This is a genomic window from Sphingomonas sp. 320_CC, assembly GCF_059691795.1.
Window position 1 is genome coordinate 1,072,124 of record NZ_JCAWAE010000001.1, and the last position, 23,180, is coordinate 1,095,303.

25 protein-coding genes are annotated in these 23,180 nt (G+C 64.1%); 12 read left to right on the forward strand and 13 right to left on the reverse strand.

Annotated features, from left to right (window positions below):
* Positions 1-56: 56 nt before the first annotated feature.
* From ffh to rimM, 4 genes are all read left to right on the forward strand, one after another.
* A complete protein-coding gene (gene ffh, locus AC59GX_RS04945) occupies positions 57-1,598 on the forward strand; it encodes a signal recognition particle protein (protein WP_497301134.1) in 1,542 nt (513 codons plus the stop codon).
* Between the two features lie 67 nt (positions 1,599-1,665).
* Entirely contained in the window at positions 1,666-2,094 is a 429-nt protein-coding gene (gene rpsP, locus AC59GX_RS04950; protein WP_056062272.1) for a 30S ribosomal protein S16, read from the forward strand.
* Between the two features lie 234 nt (positions 2,095-2,328).
* On the forward strand, positions 2,329-2,469 hold the full coding sequence (locus AC59GX_RS04955) for a hypothetical protein (protein WP_165895105.1): 141 nt from the start codon (positions 2,329-2,331) through the stop codon (positions 2,467-2,469).
* The gene (gene rimM / locus AC59GX_RS04960; RefSeq protein WP_426280849.1) at positions 2,444-2,947 is read left to right on the forward strand and encodes a ribosome maturation factor RimM; all 504 of its coding nucleotides are present in this window, start codon (positions 2,444-2,446) and stop codon (positions 2,945-2,947) included. The genes AC59GX_RS04955 and rimM overlap by 26 nt, the downstream gene beginning before the upstream one ends.
* Positions 2,948-2,974: 27 nt before the next feature.
* Here rimM and AC59GX_RS04965 read toward each other — a convergent pair whose 3' ends face one another.
* A complete protein-coding gene (locus AC59GX_RS04965; RefSeq protein ID WP_426280848.1) occupies positions 2,975-3,880 on the reverse strand; it encodes an NAD(P)/FAD-dependent oxidoreductase in 906 nt (301 codons plus the stop codon).
* Positions 3,881-3,988: 108 nt separating this feature from the next.
* On the opposite strand from AC59GX_RS04965, the gene trmD reads away from it, so the two are divergent.
* Positions 3,989-4,720 carry a tRNA (guanosine(37)-N1)-methyltransferase TrmD gene (trmD, locus tag AC59GX_RS04970; protein ID WP_426280847.1) on the forward strand — a complete coding sequence of 244 codons (732 nt, stop codon included), beginning with the start codon at positions 3,989-3,991 and terminating at the stop codon, positions 4,718-4,720.
* The gene (gene rplS / locus AC59GX_RS04975) at positions 4,717-5,109 is read left to right on the forward strand and encodes a 50S ribosomal protein L19 (RefSeq protein ID WP_031395442.1); all 393 of its coding nucleotides are present in this window, start codon (positions 4,717-4,719) and stop codon (positions 5,107-5,109) included. Before trmD ends, rplS begins: the two co-directional genes overlap by 4 nt.
* A gap of 973 nt (positions 5,110-6,082) precedes the next feature.
* Here rplS and AC59GX_RS04980 read toward each other — a convergent pair.
* The 7 genes from AC59GX_RS04980 to AC59GX_RS05010 form a co-directional block, all read right to left on the reverse strand.
* Positions 6,083-6,622 (reverse strand): pseudouridine synthase, encoded by a 540-nt coding sequence (locus AC59GX_RS04980; RefSeq protein WP_426280843.1) that lies wholly within the window; start codon positions 6,620-6,622, stop codon positions 6,083-6,085.
* A gap of 16 nt (positions 6,623-6,638) precedes the next feature.
* Entirely contained in the window at positions 6,639-7,190 is a 552-nt protein-coding gene (locus tag AC59GX_RS04985) for a TIR domain-containing protein (protein WP_426280842.1), read from the reverse strand.
* Positions 7,190-8,050, reverse strand: coding sequence for a macro domain-containing protein (locus tag AC59GX_RS04990; RefSeq protein ID WP_497301139.1), 861 nt, complete (start codon positions 8,048-8,050; stop codon positions 7,190-7,192). Before AC59GX_RS04990 ends, AC59GX_RS04985 begins: the two co-directional genes overlap by 1 nt.
* Before the next feature lie 145 nt (positions 8,051-8,195).
* Entirely contained in the window at positions 8,196-10,223 is a 2,028-nt protein-coding gene (gene rpoD, locus AC59GX_RS04995; RefSeq protein WP_056062280.1) for an RNA polymerase sigma factor RpoD, read from the reverse strand.
* Positions 10,223-12,085 (reverse strand): DNA primase, encoded by a 1,863-nt coding sequence (gene dnaG, locus AC59GX_RS05000; RefSeq protein WP_497301141.1) that lies wholly within the window; start codon positions 12,083-12,085, stop codon positions 10,223-10,225. The genes rpoD and dnaG overlap by 1 nt, the downstream gene beginning before the upstream one ends.
* Positions 12,076-12,561, reverse strand: coding sequence for an endonuclease domain-containing protein (locus tag AC59GX_RS05005; RefSeq protein ID WP_426280839.1), 486 nt, complete (start codon positions 12,559-12,561; stop codon positions 12,076-12,078). Before AC59GX_RS05005 ends, dnaG begins: the two co-directional genes overlap by 10 nt.
* 62 nt (positions 12,562-12,623) lie before the next feature.
* On the reverse strand, positions 12,624-13,091 hold the full coding sequence (locus tag AC59GX_RS05010) for a GatB/YqeY domain-containing protein (RefSeq protein WP_426280838.1): 468 nt from the start codon (positions 13,089-13,091) through the stop codon (positions 12,624-12,626).
* Positions 13,092-13,232: 141 nt separating this feature from the next.
* Here AC59GX_RS05010 and carA point away from each other — a divergent pair, with 141 nt between their 5' ends.
* From carA to AC59GX_RS05035, 5 genes are all read left to right on the forward strand, one after another.
* A complete protein-coding gene (gene carA / locus AC59GX_RS05015; protein ID WP_426280837.1) occupies positions 13,233-14,549 on the forward strand; it encodes a glutamine-hydrolyzing carbamoyl-phosphate synthase small subunit in 1,317 nt (438 codons plus the stop codon).
* Between the two features lie 3 nt (positions 14,550-14,552).
* The gene (locus tag AC59GX_RS05020) at positions 14,553-14,789 is read left to right on the forward strand and encodes a hypothetical protein (protein ID WP_107961792.1); all 237 of its coding nucleotides are present in this window, start codon (positions 14,553-14,555) and stop codon (positions 14,787-14,789) included.
* Positions 14,789-18,121, forward strand: coding sequence for a carbamoyl-phosphate synthase large subunit (gene carB, locus AC59GX_RS05025; protein ID WP_426280836.1), 3,333 nt, complete (start codon positions 14,789-14,791; stop codon positions 18,119-18,121). The genes AC59GX_RS05020 and carB overlap by 1 nt, the downstream gene beginning before the upstream one ends.
* 75 nt (positions 18,122-18,196) lie before the next feature.
* The gene (gene greA, locus AC59GX_RS05030) at positions 18,197-18,673 is read left to right on the forward strand and encodes a transcription elongation factor GreA (RefSeq protein ID WP_056052861.1); all 477 of its coding nucleotides are present in this window, start codon (positions 18,197-18,199) and stop codon (positions 18,671-18,673) included.
* Between the two features lie 5 nt (positions 18,674-18,678).
* Positions 18,679-19,329: a rhomboid family intramembrane serine protease gene (locus AC59GX_RS05035; RefSeq protein ID WP_426280833.1), complete on the forward strand. Its 651-nt coding sequence runs from the start codon at positions 18,679-18,681 to the stop codon at positions 19,327-19,329.
* Between the two features lie 388 nt (positions 19,330-19,717).
* On the opposite strand, the gene AC59GX_RS05040 is transcribed toward AC59GX_RS05035, so the two are convergent.
* The 5 genes from AC59GX_RS05040 to AC59GX_RS05060 all read right to left on the reverse strand — a co-directional run bounded on the left by AC59GX_RS05040 (position 19,718) and on the right by AC59GX_RS05060 (position 21,709).
* Positions 19,718-19,945 carry a DUF4170 domain-containing protein gene (locus AC59GX_RS05040; RefSeq protein ID WP_056051043.1) on the reverse strand — a complete coding sequence of 76 codons (228 nt, stop codon included), beginning with the start codon at positions 19,943-19,945 and terminating at the stop codon, positions 19,718-19,720.
* 64 nt (positions 19,946-20,009) lie between these two features.
* Positions 20,010-20,489, reverse strand: coding sequence for a hypothetical protein (locus tag AC59GX_RS05045; protein ID WP_497301146.1), 480 nt, complete (start codon positions 20,487-20,489; stop codon positions 20,010-20,012).
* A gap of 104 nt (positions 20,490-20,593) precedes the next feature.
* A complete protein-coding gene (locus AC59GX_RS05050; protein WP_056062302.1) occupies positions 20,594-20,866 on the reverse strand; it encodes a hypothetical protein in 273 nt (90 codons plus the stop codon).
* Positions 20,863-21,216: a phage holin family protein gene (locus AC59GX_RS05055; protein ID WP_243649696.1), complete on the reverse strand. Its 354-nt coding sequence runs from the start codon at positions 21,214-21,216 to the stop codon at positions 20,863-20,865. Before AC59GX_RS05055 ends, AC59GX_RS05050 begins: the two co-directional genes overlap by 4 nt.
* 4 nt (positions 21,217-21,220) lie before the next feature.
* Positions 21,221-21,709, reverse strand: coding sequence for a hypothetical protein (locus tag AC59GX_RS05060; RefSeq protein ID WP_426280829.1), 489 nt, complete (start codon positions 21,707-21,709; stop codon positions 21,221-21,223).
* A gap of 175 nt (positions 21,710-21,884) precedes the next feature.
* Between AC59GX_RS05060 and eno the strand changes: the two genes are divergently transcribed.
* Positions 21,885-23,165, forward strand: coding sequence for a phosphopyruvate hydratase (gene eno / locus AC59GX_RS05065; RefSeq protein ID WP_426280828.1), 1,281 nt, complete (start codon positions 21,885-21,887; stop codon positions 23,163-23,165).
* Positions 23,166-23,180 lie beyond the last annotated feature (15 nt).

Consider the following 23,180-nt stretch of genomic DNA (forward strand, 5'->3'; position numbering starts at 1 on the left):
CGAGGTTTCGCCCGCCGGCGCTTTTGCGTTTGGTAACGGTGTATGGGAGTATTTCGATGTTCGAAAGCCTGAGCGATCGACTTGGCGGCGTCTTCGACCGCCTTCGCGGCCGGGGTGCGCTGACCGAAGCGGACGTGCGCGCGGCGATGCGCGAGGTGCGCGTCGCGCTGCTCGAAGCCGACGTCGCGCTGCCCGTCGCGCGCAAGTTCGTCGAGAAAGCGACCGAGAAGGCGATCGGCCAGAACGTCCTGCGCTCGGTCACGCCGGGGCAGCAGGTCGTCAAGATCGTCAGCGATGCGCTGGTCGAGATGCTCGGCTCGGATGCCGTCGAGCTCGAACTAGGCGTCACGCCGCCGGCCGTCATCATGATGGTCGGTCTTCAGGGCTCGGGCAAGACGACCACCACCGCCAAGATCGCCAAGCGGCTGGCGGCGGGACAGGCCAATTTCGGCCAGGCCGGTCGCGAGCGCAAGAAGGTGCTGATGGCGTCGCTCGACGTCAATCGCCCGAACGCGCAGGAGCAGCTGGCGACGCTCGGCACGCAGATCGACGTTGCGACCCTGCCGATCGTGCAGGGTCAGCAGCCGGTCGATATCGCCCGTCGCGCGATGCAGGCGGCAAAGCTCCAGGGCTATGACGTCCTGATGCTCGATACCGCGGGTCGACTGCATGTCGACCAGGCGTTGATGGACGAGATGAAGGCGGTCGCCGACGTCGCGAACCCGGCCGAGATCCTGCTCGTCGTCGACTCGCTGACCGGTCAGGACGCGGTCAACGTCGCGCAGAACTTCAGCGACCAGGTGCCGCTGACGGGTATCGTACTGACCCGTATGGACGGCGATGCTCGCGGCGGCGCGGCGCTGTCGATGCGCGCGGTCACCGGCAAGCCGATCAAGTTCGCCGGCACCGGCGAGAAGCTCGATGCGCTCGAGGCGTTCCATCCGGAACGCGTCGCTGGTCGCATCCTCGGCATGGGCGATGTCGTCAGCCTGGTCGAACGCGCCGCGGAGTCGATCCAGGCCGAAGACGCCGAGCGCATGGCCGCGAAGATGGCCAAGGGTCAGTTCGACATGAACGACCTGCGTGCTCAGCTGGCGCAGATGCAGCGGATGGGCGGACTCGGTGCGCTGGCGGGAATGATCCCCGGCATGAAGAAGGCGCAGGGCGCGGTCGCGTCGGTCGGGGGCGAAAAGGTGCTGGTGCACATGGACGCCATGATCGGATCGATGACGATCAAGGAGCGCAACAAGCCCGAACTGATCAACGCCAAGCGCAAGATCCGCATCGCCAAGGGCTCCGGGACGACCGTCCAAGAGGTCAACAAGCTGCTCAAGATGCACCTCGAAATGTCGACCGCCATGAAGAAGATCAAGAAGATGGGCGGCATGAAGGGCATGATGGCGATGCTCGGCAAGGGCGGCCTGGGCGGCGGTCTTGGCGGCATCGGCAATGCGATCGGCGGGCCGCAGATGGGCGACATGCTCAACAAGGCTGGCGCCGGTGGCCTGCCGGGCGGCGGCGGTGGTCTGCCGGGGCTGGGTGGCCCCAAGATGCCGCAGATGCCTGCCGGTTTCGACGATTTTCTGAAGAAGAAATAACCTCCTTATCCAACCACGACACTTCGGCTCGCGCCGGAGAATCCATTAGAAAACGAAGGAAAATATCATGGCAATCAACATTCGCCTCGCGCGCGGTGGCTCCAAGAAGCGTCCTTACTACAAGATCGTCGTTGCCGATGCGCGTTCGCCCCGTGATGGCCGCTTCATCGAGAAGATCGGCAACTACAACCCGCTCCTCGCCAAGGACAACGAGCAGCGCGTGCAGCTCGACGCCGATCGCGCGAAGCATTGGCTGAGCGTCGGCGCGCAGCCGACCGACCGCGTCGCGCGCTTCCTCGACCAGGCTGGCGTGCTCGAGCGTTCGGCGCGCAACAACCCGAACAAGGGCAAGCCCGGCGAAAAGGCCACCGAGCGCGCCGAAGAGCGTGCGACCAAGGCGGCTGAAGCTGCCGAGGCTGAGGCAGCTGCGAAGGCAGCACCTGCTGCCGAGGCAGAGGCTCCTGCCGCTGCCGAGACCGAAGAAGCCGCTTCGTAAGATAGCGGATGGATCGGTTCCGATAGGGCCGATCCATTCTTTGCTCGTCATCCCAGCGAAAGCTGGGATCCAGAGCCACGGACGAAAGCGTTCCGTTGCTCTGGATCCTGGGTCGAGCCCAGGATGACGGTGAGGGAGCGGGGCCTGAGTGTCCCCTCCATCTACGCGTGCGTAACCGCACCCGAACCGGACTTCATGCGTTCTCCAGTCGGTAACCCTGAACAGGAGCGCATGATGGCCCCCGAAACCGACCCCCGCACAGCCCCCGCACCCGAGGACATCGAAGATGCCACCAACCAAGGCGTCTCCGCCGACGACCCCGCCGAAGGCTCCGACGACACCCCCGGCCGTGACGAAGGCTCCGCGCAAGGCTGACGTGACGCTCGCCGTCGTCATCGGTGCGCACGGCATCGGTGGCGAGGTGCGGCTGAAGGTCTTCGCCGAGAATTTCGGCAGCTATAAGAGCTTCAACAACGGCGCGCTGTCGCTGAAGTCCGCCCGCAACGGCAACAACGGCATGATCGCGCGCTTCGCCGAGGTCGCCGATCGGAACGCCGCCGAGGCGATGCGCGGAACCGAACTGACGGTACCGCGGTCTTCGCTGCCGCCGCTGGAAGATGGCGAATATTATCACACGGATGTGATCGGGCTCGATGTCGTCTCGACCGATGGCGAGGCGATAGGAAGGGTCGTTGCGATCGATAATTTCGGTGCGGGCGACGTGATCGAGATCGAACGCCTTCCGGTGGACGACAAGCCCGGCAAGCGGTTCATGATACCGATGCGGCCCGAGGCCGTTCCTGAATGGGATACCGACCGGCTCATTGTCGAGGCTTCGTTCGCGGCTGAGTAAGCCTTGTTCTCCCAAGTTGAGTAGCGATTACCGTCGAAGTGGTCGCTGTTCGGCGAGCATGTTGCGGATGGTCGTCGCGGCGACGCCGGCTTCCCCCATTGCGTGGCTGATCTGGTCGAGCCCCTTCACGACGTCGCCGGCTGCGAACAGGCCGGGGATTGAGGTTCGCTGGTGGGAGTCGACTTCCAGGCACCCGTCCTCGGATGCGCGCGCGCCTGCTGCGACGGCGAGTTCCGAACGGATTACCGATCCGAGGGCCGGATAGATGCTGTCGAACGACAACCGTCCCTCGACTGTGTCGAGTGCGAGCTTGTCGGCCTCGATTGCGTAGTTGCCGCATGGGCCTCCGACGCGGACGACCCCGGCATCGTCTAGCGCCGCTTCGCATGTCGGATCGAGATCGTGGCCGCCCTCGGGCGCGATCAGCGTCACGTCCTTTGTGTAACCGCGCAGGAATAGCGCCTCGCGCATGCCGTGGTCGCCGGTGCCGATGATGCCGACGCACTTGTCGGTGACTTCGTAGCCGTCGCAGATCGGGCAGTAGCGCAGTAGCCCCGCCTCAAGCGCTTCGTCGTGGATGGCGTCGGGCATGTTGGGGCGGTTGTTCACGACCCCGGTGGCGAGCAGCACGCTCCGGGCTCGCGCGCGGCGATCGCCGAGCCGTACGGTGAAGCCGTCGTCGTCCACCTCGATCGCATCGACTCTCACGCCCTCGCGCACGGCGCCGTAGTTCTCCGCCTGCGCCAGCATCCGCGCGAGCAGGTCCGTGCCGCGGATGCCTTCGGGATAGCCGGCATGGTTGTGCGTGCAGGGGATGAGCGCGGCGCGGCTGCTGCCGCAATCGAACAGGCGGATCGAGAGGTGGAACCGCGCAAGATAGATGGCTGCGGTCAGGCCCGCCGGGCCGGCGCCGATGATGATGCAATCGTCCATTGGCCGCGAGCGTTTCGCCAGCGTAATTGTTCCACTGCGCCGATCCGTATAGGTGCTGGGCGCATTCGGCGCCGCACGCTGGCGCAAACGTATAGAGAACTGGACGCTGTGACTTTCGCTGCCACGATATTGACGCTGTATCCGGAGATGTTTCCGGGGCCGCTGGGGACGTCGCTCGCTGGGCGGGCGCTTGGGGAGGGGCGGTGGTCCTGTTCGCCGGTGCAGATCCGGGACTTTGCGACGGACAAGCACAAGTCGGTGGACGATACGCCGGCGGGGGGCGGGGCTGGGATGGTGCTCCGGGCCGACGTGGTGGCCTCGGCGATCGATAGCGTTGCCGATGGGCGGCCGGTGCTGGCCATGACTCCTCGGGGGAAGCCTCTCACGCAGGAGCGGGTTCGCGAACTCGCGCAAGGCCCCGGCGTCACCATTCTCTGCGGCCGGTTCGAGGGGTTCGACGAACGGCTGTTCGAGGCGCGGGAGATCGAGGAGGTCTCGATCGGCGACTACATCCTTTCGGGGGGCGAGATGGGCGCGCTGGTGCTGCTCGATGCTTGCATTCGGCTGCTCCCCGGCGTAATGGGCGCGGCTTCTAGTGGGGATGACGAGAGCTTCGAAACGGGGCTGCTCGAATATCCACACTATACCCGACCTCAGATATGGGAAGGGCGCGCGATCCCGCAGGTGCTGCGATCGGGGGATCATGCGAAGATCGCTGCATGGCGCAAACGCCGCGCGGAGATCGATACACGGTCACGGCGACCGGACCTTTGGGAGCGCCATGAGGGCGTTCGGGTCCAGTCGCCCTCTGGCGCGCAGCGACACGAGGACGAGACATGAACCTGTTGCAGACGATCGAAGCCGAGAACATCGCGAAGTTCCTGGCCAACAAGACGATCCCCGATTTCCGCCCCGGCGACACGCTGAAGGTCGGCGTGAAGGTCGTCGAAGGCGAGCGCACGCGTATTCAGAACTACGAGGGCGTGTGCATCGCGCGCTCGAACAAGGGCATGGGCTCGAACTTCACCGTGCGTAAGATGAGCTTCGGCGAGGGCGTCGAGCGCGTCTTCCCGCTCTACTCGCCGAACGTCGATTCGATCGAAGTCGTCCGCAAGGGCGCCGTGCGTCGCGCCAAGCTGTATTACCTGCGTGGCCGCACCGGCAAGGCAGCGCGTATCGCCGAGCGTCGCGACATGCGCCCTGCCAAGGGCACCGCAGCCGCCGAGTAATCGGAGACTGTTTGCGTTGAAGAGGGGCGCGGGGGCGATGGTCCCCGCGCCCTTTTTCGTTGTGCGCGTAAAATCAGTGTCTTGCGCGGATGCTGCAGTGCGGAAGTGCACGAAGTTCACAGTCTCACAGCGTTCTGCACATGGCCCGATATGGGGGCCGATAGGGGCGTTTTGGGCCGAGGTGATGCATGCGGGATAGGCGGAGTTGGGCATCCGCTGAGGGTGCGCTCCGAGGCGCGTGTAGGACAGCGGATTAGCACGTCGACCGGCGGCGGCGACGGCGGTGGTGTCTGCGATCTCTCCGCCCTGGGCGTCGGAGGTGGTTGTCGGGTCGGACAGGCGCGCGCGTTCCTTCGCAGGCCTATTGCCGCTTCCTTGTTCTTGCGCGCCCGCTTCCTTGTTCTCCCGCGAAGGCGGGAGCCCAGTCTGGGTCCCCGCCTTCGCGGGGAAACACGTCTTGCTGGCGGATTGGGATGGTCTCTGTATGGACCGCACGAGGCCTTGCCACATTGAGCGCGCTCGCGTGGCATGCCCCACCCCGACCCTCCCCTGAAGGGGAGGGAGTTTTCGTCGTGCGCTGCCATCGGCATCATCGCCTTCGTCGCCATCACGCAAACCCCGCGCGTCACGCAACGCATCGTCATCCCCGCGCAGGCGGGGATCCATATCCTCGGGGGCCAGTAATCATGGTGCGAGGCCAGCCAGTCTGGGTTCCCGCCTCCGCGGGAATGACGAGGCTTGGGCGGGCGTGACGTAACCAACGCCGTCCCGTCATCCTGACGAAAGTCAGGACCCAGAGCCAAGTAGCGCGGCGTTCGTGATCCTGGGTCCTGACTTTCGTCAGGATGACGGCGTGGGTGAGGAGGCCCTCAGCCCGCAATAATGAACGCTGCCCGCCTGATGGGCGTACCTGTGGGGCGTACGCGCCACAGGTACGCCCCCCACGCACCCGTGAGCCCGCCTCAAGCGCCCGTCAGACGTCGCGCCACGTGCCGGGCGCCAGACCCGCCACGGTCCAGTCGCCGATGCTCCACCGGACCAGCCGCAGCGTGGGGTGGTCTATCGCGGCGGTCATGCGGCGGACTTGGCGGTTGCGGCCTTCGCGGATCGTGATTTTCAGCCAGCAATCGGGGATGCTCGCGCGGACCCGGATCGGCGGCACACGCGGCCAGAGGTCGGGCGCGGCGATCCGCTCGACGTCGGCGCGGGCAGCGCCGTCCTTCAGCAGGACGCCGCTCCGCAACCGATCGAGCGCGTCCTCGCCGGCATCGCCCTCGACCTGCACGAGATAGGTCTTGGCCAGCTTGAACTTCGGGTCCGCGATCCGCGCCTGGAGGCGGCCGTCGTCGGTCAGCAGCAACAGCCCTTCGCTATCGCGGTCGAGCCGCCCCGCCGGATAGACGCCCGGCACATCGACGAACTGCGACAGCGTCGCACGCGGGGTCGGACTGTTCACGTCAGTGAACTGGCTGAGGACGTCGTACGGTTTGTTGAACAGGATTATCCGGGGCACAAAATGTCGTTTGCTCTCAAATTGTTGCACCCATGTTAATATGGGCTTGCCGAGTATAATAGGTTAGCCCGTCACCCGGAGGGCTCGAAAGAGTAAATTGCTTGATCGCGGTATCAATGAAGCGACGCTTAAAGGGTATATGGACGGCGCGAACAGTGGCGGCATCAATCCGAAGAGCGAGAGCTTTGGGCCAAGTTGAACGCATACCATCGGGGTTCATAATTGTCTCGTACCCGGTATAGGCAACTATGATTGGGATGCCGCACGTATCGGCAGCATACTGTATCTCGTATGGTACAAAATCGGTATCATTTTTGGTGGTGCGGCCGACGATAAGAACCATGTTCTTGGAGTTGTCGAGCCTAGCACGCAGGCTTCGCATGATAGTTTGGCTAGAACTTGTGTCTCGCACAGCGGCAACCTTATCATGGCTATTTACAAACTTAAAATCGACATCATCGTGCTGATGCCAAGCCTTCAACATGCGATAGTACTTGATATCCGAAGCGGTAGGATCGGCTTTACCCTCAGCATGGAAGGCGATGTAGGTTCCGTTCCGATAACCCATTAGACGACGCTCCAGCCGCGCTTGATTTCGACAATATCGAGATGTTCAAAGCAATCATCGGACAGGTTGACTGTCATCTTCCGTGGCAAATCGTGCGACCTTGATGCATCGACGATCTTCAATGCGATAAGCCTGAGAAGATGCTGAGGCGCGATATTCAAGCTAGCACGACCATTGCCTATCAGGGGCATGGCGAGCGGAGCGCCGTTACCGGCTCGATCAACCGCAGCAAGAGCGGCGCCTAAGGCATCCCAAAGGATAGGTACAGTCGAATTTGCCCGGTGCGTCACCGCGTCGGTCCTAGTTAGCGCCATAAGATAAATCTTGTGAGGGCCGTTCTTGATGACTGCGACAGTTCCCAGTGGATAGCGGATCGGATGCCCTTTGGCTCTAGCCTCTGTTACGCCCTGATAGCCATCTAACGCTTTGTCTACGTCAGCCCGGAAACTCTGCTCATTCCCGCCGTAGACTCGCGATATTACCTGCCCGTGCAGAGAGGTCGATGCTACGATGTCGCCGAGAGTGCTATCGAAGTATTCATTAACCGCGACAATCCAGTATGTCGCTTCATCAAATATATTTCCGAATTTAAGGCTTAAGGTTGTCCCTGTGGTAGGGATAGTAAAACTGACTTCTCTGCGCTCATAAACCGCTACTAAGAAGCCCGCGGCGGATACGATGCCCGCAATAGTTAAATAAAATGCACCATTACTGTCGAGCCAGGTACTCGTATCCTTTGATACTCTGGTGACTACCTCCGTTAGGAGCCAGACTGTACCGAGGACGCTCAGCGCAGCCGTAAGACCGCGCGCCCATCGCCGCCTGAATCCAATCTCAAACGACTGGTAAATTTTATTCACACCGCCCCCAATTGCTCAGCCCGCAACAATTATTAGAGGGCATTCATTCGGAGGGAGCAAGGCAACTACGGTCTGATTACTAGATATAAAAAAGGCCGCAGTGTTTCCACCGCGGCCCGTTCGTCCAATCAGCAATTCCCAACCCTTACTGGTCGAGGAAGCTCCGCATCTTCCGGCTACGCGACGGATGCTTCAGCTTCCGCAGCGCCTTAGCCTCGATCTGGCGGATGCGCTCTCGCGTAACCGAGAACTGCTGGCCGACTTCCTCGAGCGTGTGATCGGTGTTCATGCCGATGCCGAAACGCATGCGCAGCACGCGCTCTTCGCGCGGCGTGAGCGACGCCAGCACCCGCGTGACCGTCTCCTTGAGGTTCGCCTGGATCGCGGCATCCACCGGGATGATCGCGTTCTTGTCCTCGATGAAGTCGCCGAGATGCGAATCTTCCTCGTCGCCGATCGGCGTCTCGAGGCTGATCGGCTCCTTGGCGATCTTCATCACCTTGCGCACCTTCTCGAGCGGCATGGAGAGGCGCTCGGCCATCTCCTCCGGGGTCGGCTCGCGGCCCTGCTCGTGGAGGAACTGGCGGCTGGTGCGGACCAGCTTGTTGATCGTCTCGATCATGTGGACCGGGATACGGATCGTCCGCGCCTGGTCCGCGATCGAGCGGGTGATCGCCTGGCGGATCCACCAGGTCGCGTAGGTGCTGAACTTGTAGCCGCGGCGATACTCGAATTTGTCGACCGCCTTCATCAGGCCGATATTGCCCTCCTGGATGAGATCCAGGAACTGCAGGCCGCGGTTCGTGTATTTCTTGGCGATCGAGATCACCAGCCGCAGGTTCGCCTCGACCATCTCCTTCTTGGCGATCCGCGCCTCGCGCTCGCCCTTCTGGACCATGTTGACGATCCGGCGGAACTCGGTGAGCGCCATGCCGGTCTGCTGCGTGATGTCGGCGATTTCGGCGCGGATGCGCTCGACCGCCTCGCCCTCGTTGGCGACGAACGCGGTCCACTTCTTGTCGACCTTGTTGACCGTCGCCAGCCAGTTCTCGTCGATCTCGTGACCGATATAGCGATCGAGGAAGTCCTTGCGCGGCACCTTGTGGCGCTCGGCAAGGCGCAGCATCTGGCCGCCCAGCGCGGTGAGGCGACGGTTATAGGCATAGAGCTGATCGACCAGATATTCGATCTTGGCGTTGTGGAACTGGACGCTCTCGACCTCCGCCGTGAGTTCCTCGCGCAGCTTCTGGTACTTGCGCTCGTCGGCCGCGGAGAAATCGCCGCCGATGCCCATCGCGTCGACGCGCGACTGCTGGATCTTGCTGAACTTCTTGTAGAGTGCGGTGATGCTGGCGAACCGCTCGAGCGCAATCGGCTTGAGCTGTTCCTCCATCTGCGCGAGGCTGAGGGTGTTGTCCTCCTCCTCGTCGTCCGATGCGCGCGGGGCACGGCGCTCGCCGTCCTCGTCCTCGTCGGCGGACGGCTCTTCGGGCTCGGCCTCTTCCTTGAACGAGGGGCCGGCGTTCTTCTCGCTGATCTCGCCGTCGTCGGCTTCGCCGTCCTCGGCCATCGCTTCGGGGGCGGGGTCCTTCGACAGCATCGCGTCGAGATCCATGATCTCGCGCAGCTGCATCGTGCCCTCGTTCAGCGCGGTCGACCAGTCGATGATCGCGTTGAAGGTGATCGGCGATTCGCACAGGCCGAGGATCATCGTGTCGCGACCCGCCTCGATCCGCTTGGCGATCGCGATCTCGCCCTCGCGGCTGAGCAGCTCGACCGCGCCCATCTCGCGCAGGTACATGCGGACCGGATCGTCGGTGCGATCGATGGTCTCTTTCTTCTTCTCGATCGCGGGGCCTGTGTCGGCATCCGCGTCGGCGGCCTCCGGCTCGTCCTCGTCGTCCTTGGCGGGCTCGGTCTCGCCGTCCTCGCCGGCTTCGTCGTTCTCGACGATGTTGATGCCCATCTCGCTCAGCGCGGCGCTGATGTCCTCGATCTGGTCGGACGACATCTCGCCCTGCGGCAGCGCTTCGTTGAGCTGCTCATAGGTGATGTAGCCGCGCTTCTTGGCGCGCGCGATGACCTTCTTGATCGACGCATCGTTCATGTCGATCAGCGGCGCATCGCCGGTTTCGTTCGTCTCGGCGGGTTCCGCCATGTTCGCCTTAGCCATCAATCGCCCTCGGTACCCAACGCTCGGGCGTCTTCGTTCGACTGTACAAGATTTGCAAGTCGGACTTCCAACGCCTGTTTCTCTCTTACCATAGCCACTTGTCGTTCGAACGCATCTTCGGTGAAGTGCGTCTGCATCGCCGCGGTCGCCTGCTTGAGTGCCGCGTCTACCTCAGGGCGGGCGACCATGATCGCGATCGCCTCGTCGAGGTCGGCACGGACGCGGGCTGGATCGGCCGTGGTCTGCGTGAACGAATAGGGCATCGTATCGGCTCTCAACAGGTCACTCGCGACTGAATTGAAACCGGACCTCGCCAATATGGTGAGCAAGCGCCCGCTATCAAGCTTCTGGTCCTCAAGTGCAACATCTACGACCGCTTCGAACAATCGCCCGAGCGCGCCGTTGATCATTTGCAGCGAGCCGAGCACCTCCATGTGGCGCGCGATCTCGACCGGGTGGCGGATCAGGCCGGCGAGCACGGCCTTGGCCAATACCCGGTCGATGCCGGTCGCGAGGAAGGCCTTCGCGTCTTCGGTGACGGGCGCGGCGGGGGGCTTCCAGCCTCCCTTGGGGCGCTCGCCGCGGGGCACGAAGGGCGCGCGCACCGGTTTGAAATGCTCGTAGAAGCGGTTCTTGAACTCGGCGTGGTATTGCTGCTTCACCGACGGGTCGGCGATGCCCTCCGCGAGTTCGTGGAGGCGGCGCTTGAGGCCGGCGCGCTGTTCGGGAGTGTCGAGCGCCTCGGCGGCGACTTCGGAGGCCCAGAGCCGGTCGACGAGTTGTTCGGGGGTTTTGAGCAACGCCTCGAACGCGGCGGGGCCGCCTGCGCGGACCAGATCGTCGGGGTCCTGGCCTTGTGGGAGCGTGACGAAGGCTAGGCTGCGGCCGGGGGCTAGCATCGGGAGCGCGCGGTGTGCGGCCCTGAGCGACGCCTTCTGGCCGGCGCCGTCGCCGTCGAAGCAGAGCAGGGGGACGTCGACCATGCGCCACAGCCGTTCGAGCTGCGCTTCGGTGAGCGCGGTGCCCAGTGGCGCGACCGCTTCGCCGAAGCCGGCCTGGGCTAGCGCGATGACGTCCATATAGCCCTCGACCACGAGCACGCGGCCGGACTTGCGCGAGGCGGGGGCGGCCTTGTCGAGATTGTAGAGCGTGCGGCCCTTGTCGAAGAGCGGGGTGTCGGGGGAGTTTAGGTATTTCGGCTCGCCGCCGTCGAGCACGCGCCCGCCGAACGCGATCGTCCGGCCGCGCGGGTCGCGGATCGGGATCATCAGGCGGCCGCGGAACCGGTCGTACGGGTCCTTGCCCTCTACCGAGATGAGCATGCCGGACTCGACCAGCATCGGGTCGCCATAGTCCTTCAGCGCGGCCTTGAGCTTGCCGCGGCTGTCGGGGGCGAACCCCATGCCGAACGCGCGCGCCGTCTCGGGCCTGATGCCACGGCGGTCGAGGAGCGCGCGGGCTTCGGTGCCGGGGAGGCCGTTGAGTTGTTCCGTGAACCAGTCGGCGGCGTCGGACATGACCTCGTGCAGGCCCTTGGCGCGCTCGGCCTTGGCGGCGGACTGGCGGTCCATCGCGGGCATGTCCATCCCGGCGGCCTGCGCGAGTTCCTTCACCGCGTCCATGAAGGGGAGGCCGCGCTGGTCGGTCATCCACTTGATCGCGTCGCCGTGCGCCGAGCAGCCGAAGCAGTGGTAGAAGCCTTTGTCGTCATTAACGTAGAAGGAGGGGGTCTTCTCGTTGTGGAACGGGCAGCAGCCCTTGTGCTCGCGACCGGCCTTGGTGAGTTTGGTGGTCTTGCCGACGAGGGCCGAGAGCGAGGTGCGGGCACGGAGTTCGTCGAGGAATTGTGGGGTTAGCGCCATGGGGTGACTTTGGTGGGGGTGGTTTGCGCGGCCAAGCCCTCCCCCGACCCCTCCCGCAGGCGGGAGGGGAGCAGAAGGGGGGCGGCGTTTGCGGCGAGCGTAACAGAGTCCCCCTTCCGCTTGCGGGAGGGGTTAGGGGAGGGGCGTTCCGCGAGCACGCGCCCGATCTCGGCCACCACGCCCTCCATCCGCTCCAGCACGTCGTTGTTCCAGAACCGGATCACACGGTAGCCTTGGTGTTCGATGAAGCGCGTTCGCCGCGCATCTTCGTCGGATTGCCAGTCATGCTGGCCGCCATCGACCTCGATTACGAGCTTGGACCCGCGAGAGACAAAATCGCAGATGAACGGGCCGATCGGCACTTGGCGGTTGAACCTCACGCCCGAAGTCCTGCGAGCGGCGAGGTGCTGCCACAGCGCGCTCTCTGCACGCGTCGGGTGAGCGCGGAGGTCTCGGATGCGGGTGCGTTGTTCCAATGCTCCGTCTCCTTTTGGGCACTGCCCTCCCCCGACCCCTCCCGCGAGCGGGAGGGGAGCAGTTAGCTCAGCGCCGCCTTTACGAGGCCGCTTGCCTTACTCATGTCCAGCTCGCTTGCGTGGCGTGCTTTCAGCTCCGCCATCACGCGGCCCATGTCCTTCATGCCGGTCGCGCCGAGTTCGTCCTTGATCGCCAGGATCGCCGCGGTCGTTTCCGCCTCGCTCATCTGCTGCGGCAGGAAGCGCTCGATCACTGCGACCTCGGCCGTTTCCGCATCGGCGAGCTCCTGGCGGCCGCCCTTCGAGAACATCTCGATCGACTCGCGGCGCTGCTTGACCATCTTCTGCAGCACTTCGACCACCAGCGCGTCGTCGCTCTCGGGGGCCTTGCCGTCTTTGGACTGAGGGGCACGCGCTTCGATGTCGCGGTTCTTGATCGCGGCCTGGATCAACGAGATAGCGTTGCGGCTCTGCTTGTCGCCGGCCTTCATGGCGGTCAGCTGCGCAGCCTTGATGTCGTCGCGAATCATGTACTGGTCTTTCAGGTGGTTCGTGCGTAGCCAGGCGGGATAGCGCGTCCGCCGCCCGTTTAACAGATTGACGCTGCGGCACGCCGGCCTTAGCGGACACCACTTAGCGACATCGTCAACGTAAAGAGAGTGCCCAGCCTGATGGCCGACGCCCAGCCTATAGCCATGCCTGCCGGTGCAACAGGCGTCCTGATCCTCGCCAATGGCGACGTGATCTGGGGTCGCGGGTTCGGCGCAGAGGGCAGTGCGGTCGGCGAAGTGTGCTTCCACACCGCGATGACCGGCTATCAGGAGGTGCTGACCGACCCGTCCTTCGCCGGGCAGATGATCTGCTTCACCTTCCCGCACATCGGCAATGTCGGCGCGAACCCCGACGACGTCGAGGCGGACGACCCGCATGCGCTCGGCATCATCGTCCGCGAGGACCTGACGCAGCCGTCGAGCTTCCGCGCGGTCGAGGGGCTCGATGGCTGGATGAAGCGGCATGCGCGGATCGGCCTTTCGGGGGTCGACACGCGTGCGCTGACGCGGCGGATCCGGGTGGCGGGTGCGCCTAATGGCGTGATCGCGCATTCGGCTAGTGGCGAGTTCGACGTGCCGGCGCTGCTGGCGATGGCGCGCGCGTGGCCGGGGCTGGAGGGCATGGACCTCGCCAAGGACGTCTCGACCGAGATGCATTATGGCTGGGGTGAGGATGCTCCCGGCGGTGTCTGGAAGCTGGGCTTCGGCTACGGGAACAGCTCGCCAGCAGGAGAGGGCGCTTCTGCTCCCCTACCGCTTGCGGGAGGGGTCGGGGGAGGGGCTGACCAATCAGCGCCGACCCCGCCTGAGGCCATGCCCTCCCCCGACCCCTCCCGCTCCGCGGAAGGGGAGCAGAAGGTGCGCCCGCACGTCGTCGCGATCGATTATGGCTCGAAGCGCAACATCTTCCGCAACCTCGTCGAGGCAGGCGCCAAGGTTTCCGTCGTCTCCGCCACCGCCAGCTTCGACGACGTGATGGCGCTCGCCCCCGACGGCATCTTCCTGTCGAACGGTCCCGGCGATCCCGCCGCGACCGCCGAATACGCGGTGCCGGTGATCCGCCAGCTGCTGGAGACGGGCAAGCCGCTGTTCGGCATCTGCCTCGGCCACCAGCTGCTCGGCCTCGCGGTCGGCGCGACCACGACCAAGATGTTCCAGGGCCACCGCGGCGCCAACCACCCGGTCAAGCGCCTGTCCGACGGCGCGGTCGAGATCACCAGCATGAACCACGGCTTCGCGGTCGAGCGCGACAGCCTGCCGGCCAACGTCCGCGAGACGCATGTGTCGCTGTTCGATGGGTCGAATGCGGGGCTGGAACTGACCGACCGGAACGCGTTCAGCGTGCAGTATCATCCGGAGGCAAGCCCAGGGCCGCAGGACAGCCTATATCTGTTCGAGCGCTTTGTGAGCTCTTTGCGGAAAATTGAGGGAAGCTGACCGATGGCAACTGTCCGCGCGCTTAAAATTTACGAGCCGGAGCGCTCCTCTCCGCAGGGCGACGTGGATGCCTCCATCATATTGCTAGATTTCGAAGGCGAGAAATTCGTTCAGATCGACACCTACGGATCGAAAGATCGTAAGTTTGTCGGAAAGCGATCTCAGAGCTTGAGGCTTTCTAAGGAAGCCTTCGAGCAACTTATGAAACTCGGGACCGCGCATTTCGCGCAAGGACAGTAATGCCAAAACGCACCGACATCTCCTCGATCCTCGTCATCGGCGCAGGACCTATCGTCATCGGCCAGGCGTGCGAGTTCGATTATTCGGGCACGCAGGCGATCAAGGCGTTGAAGGAGGAGGGCTATCGTATCGTCCTCGTCAATTCGAATCCCGCCACGATCATGACCGATCCCGAGCTGGCCGACGCGACCTATGTCGAGCCGATCACGCCGGCGATCGTCGCCAAGATCATCGAGAAGGAGCGTCCTGACGCGATCCTGCCGACGATGGGCGGGCAGACCGCGCTGAATACCGCGCTGGCGCTTTTCCATGACGGTACGCTCGAGAAGTTTGGCGTGACGATGATCGGCGCGGATGCCGATGCGATCGACATGGCGGAGGACCGACTGAAGTTCCGCGATGCGATGGACCGGATCGGGCTGGAAAGCGCGCGCTCGGCGATCGCACATACTGTCGAAGAAGCCTTGGAAGGCCTTGAGAAGACGGGGCTTCCGTCGATCATCCGGCCGAGCTTCACGATGGGCGGCTCGGGCGGCGGCATCGCGTATAATCGCGAGGAATTCATCGCGATCGTCCGCAACGGGCTCGATCTGTCGCCGACCACCGAGGTGCTGATCGAGGAATCGCTGCTCGGCTGGAAAGAATACGAGATGGAGGTGGTGCGCGATCGCAACGACAACGCGATCATCATCTGCTCGATCGAGAACGTCGATCCGATGGGCGTCCACACCGGCGACTCGATCACCGTCGCGCCGGCGCTGACGCTGACCGACAAGGAATACCAGATCATGCGCAACGCATCGATCGCGGTGTTGCGTGAAATCGGTGTCGAAACAGGCGGTTCGAACGTCCAGTTCGCGGTCAATCCGAAGGACGGCCGGCTGGTCGTCATCGAGATGAATCCGCGGGTTTCGCGCTCGTCGGCGCTGGCGTCGAAGGCGACCGGCTTCCCGATCGCGAAGGTCGCGGCGAAGCTGGCGGTCGGCTACACGCTTGACGAGATCGAGAACGACATCACGGGGGCAACGCCTGCCGCGTTCGAGCCGACAATCGATTACGTCGTGACGAAGATTCCGCGGTTCGCGTTCGAGAAGTTCAAGGGCGCGTCGAACACGCTCGGCACCGCGATGAAGTCGGTCGGCGAGGTGATGGCGATCGGTCGCAACATCCACGAATCGATGCAGAAGGCGTTGCGCGGGCTCGAGACTGGCTTGTCGGGGTTCAACCAGGTCGATCATTTGGTCGGTGCGCCGCGCGCGGAAATCGAGGCGGCGCTGGCCGTCGCGACGCCGGATCGGCTGCTGGTCGCGGCGCAGGCTTTGCGCGAGGGCTTCACGGTCGCCGAGGTGCATGCGATCGCCAAATATGATCCGTGGTTCCTGGAGCGGATCGCCGAGATAATCGCGGCCGAGGCCGAGGTGATGAAGGACGGCCTGCCGATCGACGCGGCCGGTATGCGGCGTCTGAAGAGCATGGGGTTCAGCGACAAGCGGCTCGCGTGGCTGGCGCTGCAATCCGCCAATCTGCGGGGCATGAACCGCGGGATCGCGCGCGGCTCGGGGCTGATCCACGAGGTCGTCAAGGCGATGACCGGCGGCGTGACCGAGGAGGAGGTGCGCCAGCATCGCCTGAAGCTCGGCGTGCGGCCGGTGTTCAAGCGGATCGATACGTGCGCGGCCGAATTCGATGCGAAGACGCCGTATATGTATTCGACCTACGAGGCGCCGAGCTTCGGCGAGCCCGAGAACGAGTCCGAGCCGACCTCCGCCAAGAAGATCGTGATTCTGGGCGGCGGGCCGAACCGGATCGGGCAGGGGATCGAGTTCGATTATTGCTGCTGCCATGCGTGCTTCGCGCTGGCGGATGCGGGCTATGAGACGATCATGGTCAACTGCAACCCGGAAACGGTGTCGACCGACTACGACACGTCGGACAGGCTGTATTTCGAACCGCTGACCGCCGAGGACGTGCTGGAGATCCTGCATGTCGAGCAGCAGAACGGCACTTTGGTGGGCGTGATCGTGCAGTTCGGCGGGCAGACGCCGCTGAACCTTGCGCGGGCGCTTGAAGCGGCGGGCATTCCGATCCTGGGGACGACGCCGGACGCGATCGATCTGGCGGAGGACCGTGAGCGGTTCGCGGCGCTGATCACCAAGCTCGGGCTGTTGCAGCCGGCCAATGGCCTCGCGCGGAGCCGGGACGAGGCGGTCGCGGCGGCGGAGCGGATCGGCTATCCGGTACTGATGCGGCCTTCGTACGTGCTCGGCGGGCGGGCGATGGAGATCGTCGATACGATCGGGCAGCTCGAGCATTATATCGCGACCGCGGTGCAGGTGTCGGGCGACTCGCCGGTGTTGATCGACCAGTATCTGCGCGACGCGATCGAGGTCGATGTCGATGCGATCTGCGATGGCACCGACGTGGTGGTTGCGGGCGTGTTGCAGCATATCGAGGAAGCGGGCGTCCATTCGGGTGACTCGGCTTGCTCGATCCCACCTTACTCGCTGTCGGCGGAGATCATCGCCGAGATCGAGCGGCAGACGGTGGCGCTTGCGCATGCCTTGTCGGTGGTCGGCCTGATGAACATCCAGTTCGCGGTGAAGGATGGCCTGGTCTACCTCATCGAGGTCAACCCGCGCGCATCGCGGACCGTGCCGTTCGTCGCCAAGGCGATCGGTGCGCCGATCGCCAAGATCGCCGCACGCGTGATGGCGGGCGAGAAGCTGGTCAACTTGCCGAAGATCGACCGGCACATCGACTATTATGCGGTGAAGGAGGCGGTGTTCCCCTTCAACAAATTCCCCGGCGTCGATCCGGTGCTGTCACCGGAAATGAAGTCGACCGGCGAAGTCATGGGAATCGATCCCGATTTCACGATCGCATTCGCCAAGGCGCAGTTGGGTGCGGGGACGATCCTGCCGACCAAGGGCAATGTCTTCGTCAGCGTGAAGGACGGCGACAAGGCGATGATCGTCGAGGCGGTGAAGGCGCTGGTCGACACCGGCTTCTCGATCGTCGCGACCGGCGGGACCGCGGATCATCTGGCGCGCGCCGGGTTGCCGGTCGAAAAGGTCAACAAGGTCGCCCAGGGTCGGCCGCATATCGTCGACCGGATCAAGGACGGCGATATCGCGCTGATCTTCAACACCACCGAGGGGTGGCAGAGCCTGAAGGACTCGCAGCCGATTCGTGCTTCCGCGCTCGGCCAGCGCATTCCGTACTTCACGACCGCGCCGGCTTCGCTCGAAGCGGCGAAGGCGATCGCCAAGCTTTCGACGCACAGCCTTGAAGTACGGCCGCTGCAATCCTATTATTCGCAGTCGCACGACTGATCCCGACATGAGAATGATGTGTGGGCGGGGCTGGTACAGGGCCTCGCGCGGGGAAATGGATTTGGGGACGAGATGATGGCGACCGTCGAAAAGATGCCGATGCTGCAGGAAGGCTATGAGACGCTGAGCGCGGATCTGAAGCGCCTGAAAGCCGAACGTCCGACGATCGTCGACGCGATCGAAGAGGCGCGCGCACACGGTGACCTGAGCGAGAACGCGGAATATCATGCCGCGAAGGAGCGTCAGGGCCAGGTCGAGGCATCGATCTCCGACATCGAGGACAAGCTGAGCCGCGCGCAGATCATCGATCCGAAGGATTTGTCGGGCGACAAGGTCGTGTTCGGCGCGACGGTGACGTTGCTCGACGAGAACGACAAGCCGGTGAAGTATCAGATCGTCGGCCAGACCGAGGCTAACGCGAAGACGGGGCGGATCTCGTACAATTCGCCGCTGGGTCGCGGGCTGATCGGGCGCAAGCTCGATGAAGAGGTCGAGGTCACGGTGCCGGCCGGCGAGCGTTACTACGTCGTCTCCAAGATCGAGTTCATCTGAGCCTTATGCAATTCTTCGAGACGCGGGCGACGGCGATCATCACGATCGTGACGGTCATCGTCTCGGGATTCTTGGTGCTGAGCGGGTCGCTTGGCTACTGGGCGGTGAACGCCGGGTTCATCCCGTTGCGGATGACCGATCTCGGTATTCCTAGCGAACATATGTTCGTCGTACCGTCCTGGGCGACGCCGCTGACTGCGACGTTGATCCATGGTGGGTGGGCGCATATCGCGCTGAACCTCGTGATGCTGGTGTATTGCGGGCAGTTCGTCGAGAAGGCGCTGGGGACGGTCGGATTGGTCGTGCTGTACGTGCTGGGCGCGTATGCCGCCGCGGCGGGGCATTGGGCGTTCGGGCCTGACTCCACTGCGCCGATGATTGGCGCCAGCGGTGCGATCTCGGCGGTCGTTGGGGCTTATGCGCTTTTGTATGGCGAGCGGCGGGCTCAGGCGATCGGGCCGGTGCCGGCTGGGGTCGTGCATGTCGTTTGGCTGGCTGCGGCGTGGATCGGGATCCAGCTGCTGATGGGGCTGGCCGGGTTTGGGGCTTCGGTTGGGGCTAGTGGGCCGATTGCTATTGGCGCGCATATCGGTGGGTTCTTGGCGGGGCTGCTGCTGGCTCGGCCTTTGTTGCTCTGGCATTACCGGGCTGCTTGAGCCTGCCGGCTCCTACCTACCGCCACTCTATACACGCACACCCCGTTCGTCCCGAGTAGCTGCTGAGCTTGTCGAAGCGGCGTATCGAAGGACAGGTTGGCGCTCGGGACCTGTGCTTCGATACGAGCCCTCGATACGGCTCTGCGAGCCTACTCGGTCTCTACTCAGCACGAACGGAGAGGAGTGCGCCGCCTTTGGCGTCTTTCCTTCTTTCGAACGGGAGAGGGACGGAGCCCGTGGCCTTACTAGAAACTGATTGTCGGCCAGGTATTGCCAAACCGTCATCCCCGCGGAGGCGGGGATCCATAGCCTATGTCGTTGCGATCAGATCGCTACGTCAGCCAGTATGGGTTCCCGCCTCCGCGGGAATGACGGTCGTTGGCGGCCGTTATGCTACGGTCGCGCCGAGGTTCGGCTCGAGCATGCGGTGCAAGTGCACCACCACAAACTTCATCTCGGCATCGTCGACGGTACGCTGCGCCGCAGCACGCCAAGCCTTCTCGGCGCTGGCATAATCCGGGAATACTCCGACGAACTCGATCTTGCTCAGATCGTTGAAATCCAGGGTGCGCGGGTCGCTGACGCGGCCGCCGAATACGAGGTGGAGCTTGCTCATGCGCTTGCTTTCCTAGGGAGGGGGTTGCCGCCTCCCTAGCGTGTTCGACCCGCGGTTTGAACCCTTAGACGGCAGGCTTCTGCGAAACCGCCTTCGCACCTGCGGTACCGGCCGTCGTGACCGCCTTGACGATACCCTCGAGCAAACCCCTGGCCTGGTCGCGTGCATTGTCCTTGGTCAGGCCGAGTTCGCCGAGTTCCGAACGACCTGCGTCCTTTGCCGCCGCGGTCGCTGCGACGAGCGTTTCGCTAAGGCGCTTGCCGACGGGGGCGAGCAATTCCTTCTCACGTGCAGAACGCGGGAGCAGCGCGCCGGCGAGCGCGCCAACAGCCAGACCGCCGACGAGGATGCCGGCCGGGTTGGATTCGAGGGTGTTGACGACGCGCTTGGTCTTCTCGCGCGAGACTTCGAGGACCTCGGAGGCCTTGTCGCCGGCGTCGTGATAGACCTTCGACGCGGTCTCGCGGACGGTGTCGAGGCCTTCGCGCAGACGGCTCTCGGTCTCGTGGGCGGCTTCGTTGGCGGTGGTCTTTGCGTCGGTCATGGAAAATGTCCTTCTGGTGGCAAGCTGCTCGCCGTTCAATGCAATGAGGGTTCAACGCGAGCCGGGACTTCTAGGTTTCAATATGGTGACCGTGGTCGGGGCGGTCACCGCCCGCGGCGGAACAGTCCGACGATCCGGTGGCGCGCGAGGAACAGTCCGGCGACCGCCGCGAACCCCGCGGTCGGTCCCGGATTGCGCTTCACGGTCTCGACGCTGGCGCTGAGCGCGGCGGTGCCGGCATCGGCGACGTCGCGGCTGGCGTTCAGCGCGAGCTTTCGCGGATTGAGCCGGTCCTGCAACTGCCCGATCGTCATCATGACGCGCTGGCGGGCGAGGGCCGATTCGATCTCTGCGGCGGCGACTTTGGCGGATGTCATGATACGGGCTCGCTCTTCGTCTGAAGCTTCGACTTGCCGATCATCGCCAGGATCGCCGCCACTGCGAGGACGGCCACCACGACGATGGCGGTCGCCCATCCTGGCCCCACCAGCGTCGCCACCGTCAAGATCGCACCGACCAGCAGTGCGATCAGCGCGGCCAAAGCCAGCACGCCGGCGACCGCGAAGAACATCGCGGCCGACTTGTACGCGCTCGCCGTCTCGCCGAACTTCGCCTTGTAGACAGCGACTTCCGCGGTCGCGAGACTCTTCGTCTCGGTCGCCAGGCGACCGACGATGGATGCAAGACTCTCGTCCTCGCCGGTCGCGAACGTCAGTGGGTCGGACAAGACGTCAGACCTTCGAATTGGCATCGACGCCCGACTGCACCAGTCGCGCGACGACGAAGCCGATGGCCGCTGCTGCACCCACCGCGATGGCTGGCGACTTCCGCACGAGCTCGCGCGCGTCGTCGAACAGCTCGTCGATGTCCTTGGCCTTCACTTGGTCGGCGAAGCCCGAGACGCTGTCGGCCGCGCTGCGGGCATAACCGCCATATTGCGAACCGAGCTTCTCATCGACCTGGCCTGCGGCGTCGGTCAGCAACTGGGCGACCTGCTCCAGGGCGCCGCTTGCACGTGCCTTGCCGTCCTCGGCGAAGGTGCGGACCTTGTCGGTCGCCTGCGCGGTATACTTGTTGGCACCGTCCTTGATCGCCTGCTTGGCGTCGCCGGCCTTGGCCGAGACATCGCCGTTTTCGATCGTCTTGCTGAGCTCGGTCCCGACCTCGTTCGCGGTCGTTTTCAGGTCGTTGACGGTGTCGTTTACGCTGGAGTCGGCCATGACGGTCCCTTTCAGAATTGTTACGCCCTCAACACCGTCGTTGGAGCACGGTTCCCGAACCGTCGCGCGATTGCACGACACTATTCTCGGATGTCCGCGCGATTGCCCGATATGGCGTGAGACGGTAGAGGCGGCGCGAACGACCCGGCACCGGGATTTGTAGGAGCATCGTTACGTGACCGCAATCATCGACCTTCATGCACGCCAGATCCTCGACAGCCGCGGCAATCCGACCGTCGAGGTCGACGTGCTGCTCGAAGACGGCAGCTTCGGCCGCGCGGCCGTGCCGTCGGGCGCCTCGACCGGCGCGCACGAGGCGGTCGAGCGCCGCGATGGCGACAAGACCCGCTGGGGCGGCAAGGGCGTCGATGGCGCGGTCGATGCGGTCAACGACGAGATCACCGACACCGTGCTCGGCATGGACGCGGAGGACCAGTCGGACCTCGATCGCGCGATGATCGAACTCGACGGCACCGAGAACAAGGGCCGGCTGGGCGCGAACGCGATCCTCGGCGTCAGCCTCGCCGTCGCCAAGGCCGCGGCCGAAGCGCGCGGCCTGCCGCTGTACCGCTATGTCGGTGGCGTGCAAGCGCATCTGCTGCCGGTGCCGATGATGAACATCATCAACGGCGGCGAGCATGCCGACAACCCGATCGACTTCCAGGAATTCATGGTCGTGCCGGTCGGCGCGTCGAACATCCTCGAGGCGGTCCGCTGCGGCTCGGAGATCTTCCACACGCTGAAGAAGGGCCTGAGCGAGAAGGGCCTGTCGACCAGCGTCGGCGACGAGGGCGGCTTCGCACCGAACATCGGCAGCACCACCGAGGCGCTCGACTTCATCATGTCGAGCATCGAGAAGGCAGGGTACAAGCCCGGCGAGGACGTGATGCTCGCGCTCGATTGCGCGGCGACCGAGTTCTACAAGAACGGCAAGTACGACATCTCGGGCGAGGGCCGGATCCTCGAGAGCGCGGAGATGGCGGAGTATCTCGCGGATTTGACGCGCCGCTACCCGATCTTCTCGATCGAGGACGGCATGGGCGAGGACGATTGGGAGGGCTGGAAGACGCTGTCCGACCTGATCGGCGACAAGGTCCAGCTGGTCGGCGACGATCTGTTCGTGACCAACCCGAAGCGTCTGAAGCGTGGCATCGACCAGGGTATCGCCAACTCGCTGCTGGTGAAGGTCAACCAGATCGGCACGCTGACCGAGACGCTGGAGGCGGTGTCGATGGCGCAGCGCGCGAAGTATACCGCGGTGATGTCGCATCGGTCGGGCGAGACCGAGGACTCGACGATCGCCGATCTGGCGGTCGCTACCAATTGCGGTCAGATCAAGACGGGCAGTCTCGCGCGGTCGGACCGGTTGGCGAAGTACAACCAGCTGATCCGGATCGAGGAAGAGCTGGGCGACGCGGCGCGCTATGCGGGTCGCGACATCCTGATCGGGGGCTGATAGGTTCGGAAACCG

Excerpts from the sequence above, each read along its gene's own strand:
- ffh (WP_497301134.1), top strand. The coding sequence starts at position 57 with ATGTTCGAAAGCCTGAGCGATCGACTTGGCGGCGTCTTCGACCGCCTT.
- rpsP (WP_056062272.1), top strand. The coding sequence starts at position 1,666 with ATGGCAATCAACATTCGCCTCGCGCGCGGTGGCTCCAAGAAGCGTCCT.
- AC59GX_RS04955 (WP_165895105.1), top strand. The coding sequence starts at position 2,329 with ATGGCCCCCGAAACCGACCCCCGCACAGCCCCCGCACCCGAGGACATC.
- AC59GX_RS04965 (WP_426280848.1), bottom strand. The coding sequence starts at position 3,880 with ATGGACGATTGCATCATCATCGGCGCCGGCCCGGCGGGCCTGACCGCA.
- rplS (WP_031395442.1), top strand. The coding sequence starts at position 4,717 with ATGAACCTGTTGCAGACGATCGAAGCCGAGAACATCGCGAAGTTCCTG.
- AC59GX_RS04985 (WP_426280842.1), bottom strand. The coding sequence starts at position 7,190 with ATGGGTTATCGGAACGGAACCTACATCGCCTTCCATGCTGAGGGTAAA.
- rpoD (WP_056062280.1), bottom strand. The coding sequence starts at position 10,223 with ATGGCTAAGGCGAACATGGCGGAACCCGCCGAGACGAACGAAACCGGC.
- dnaG (WP_497301141.1), bottom strand. The coding sequence starts at position 12,085 with ATGGCGCTAACCCCACAATTCCTCGACGAACTCCGTGCCCGCACCTCG.
- AC59GX_RS05010 (WP_426280838.1), bottom strand. The coding sequence starts at position 13,091 with ATGATTCGCGACGACATCAAGGCTGCGCAGCTGACCGCCATGAAGGCC.
- carA (WP_426280837.1), top strand. The coding sequence starts at position 13,233 with ATGGCCGACGCCCAGCCTATAGCCATGCCTGCCGGTGCAACAGGCGTC.
- AC59GX_RS05020 (WP_107961792.1), top strand. The coding sequence starts at position 14,553 with ATGGCAACTGTCCGCGCGCTTAAAATTTACGAGCCGGAGCGCTCCTCT.
- carB (WP_426280836.1), top strand. The coding sequence starts at position 14,789 with ATGCCAAAACGCACCGACATCTCCTCGATCCTCGTCATCGGCGCAGGA.
- greA (WP_056052861.1), top strand. The coding sequence starts at position 18,197 with ATGGCGACCGTCGAAAAGATGCCGATGCTGCAGGAAGGCTATGAGACG.
- AC59GX_RS05035 (WP_426280833.1), top strand. The coding sequence starts at position 18,679 with ATGCAATTCTTCGAGACGCGGGCGACGGCGATCATCACGATCGTGACG.
- AC59GX_RS05040 (WP_056051043.1), bottom strand. The coding sequence starts at position 19,945 with ATGAGCAAGCTCCACCTCGTATTCGGCGGCCGCGTCAGCGACCCGCGC.
- AC59GX_RS05045 (WP_497301146.1), bottom strand. The coding sequence starts at position 20,489 with ATGACCGACGCAAAGACCACCGCCAACGAAGCCGCCCACGAGACCGAG.
- AC59GX_RS05050 (WP_056062302.1), bottom strand. The coding sequence starts at position 20,866 with ATGACATCCGCCAAAGTCGCCGCCGCAGAGATCGAATCGGCCCTCGCC.
- AC59GX_RS05060 (WP_426280829.1), bottom strand. The coding sequence starts at position 21,709 with ATGGCCGACTCCAGCGTAAACGACACCGTCAACGACCTGAAAACGACC.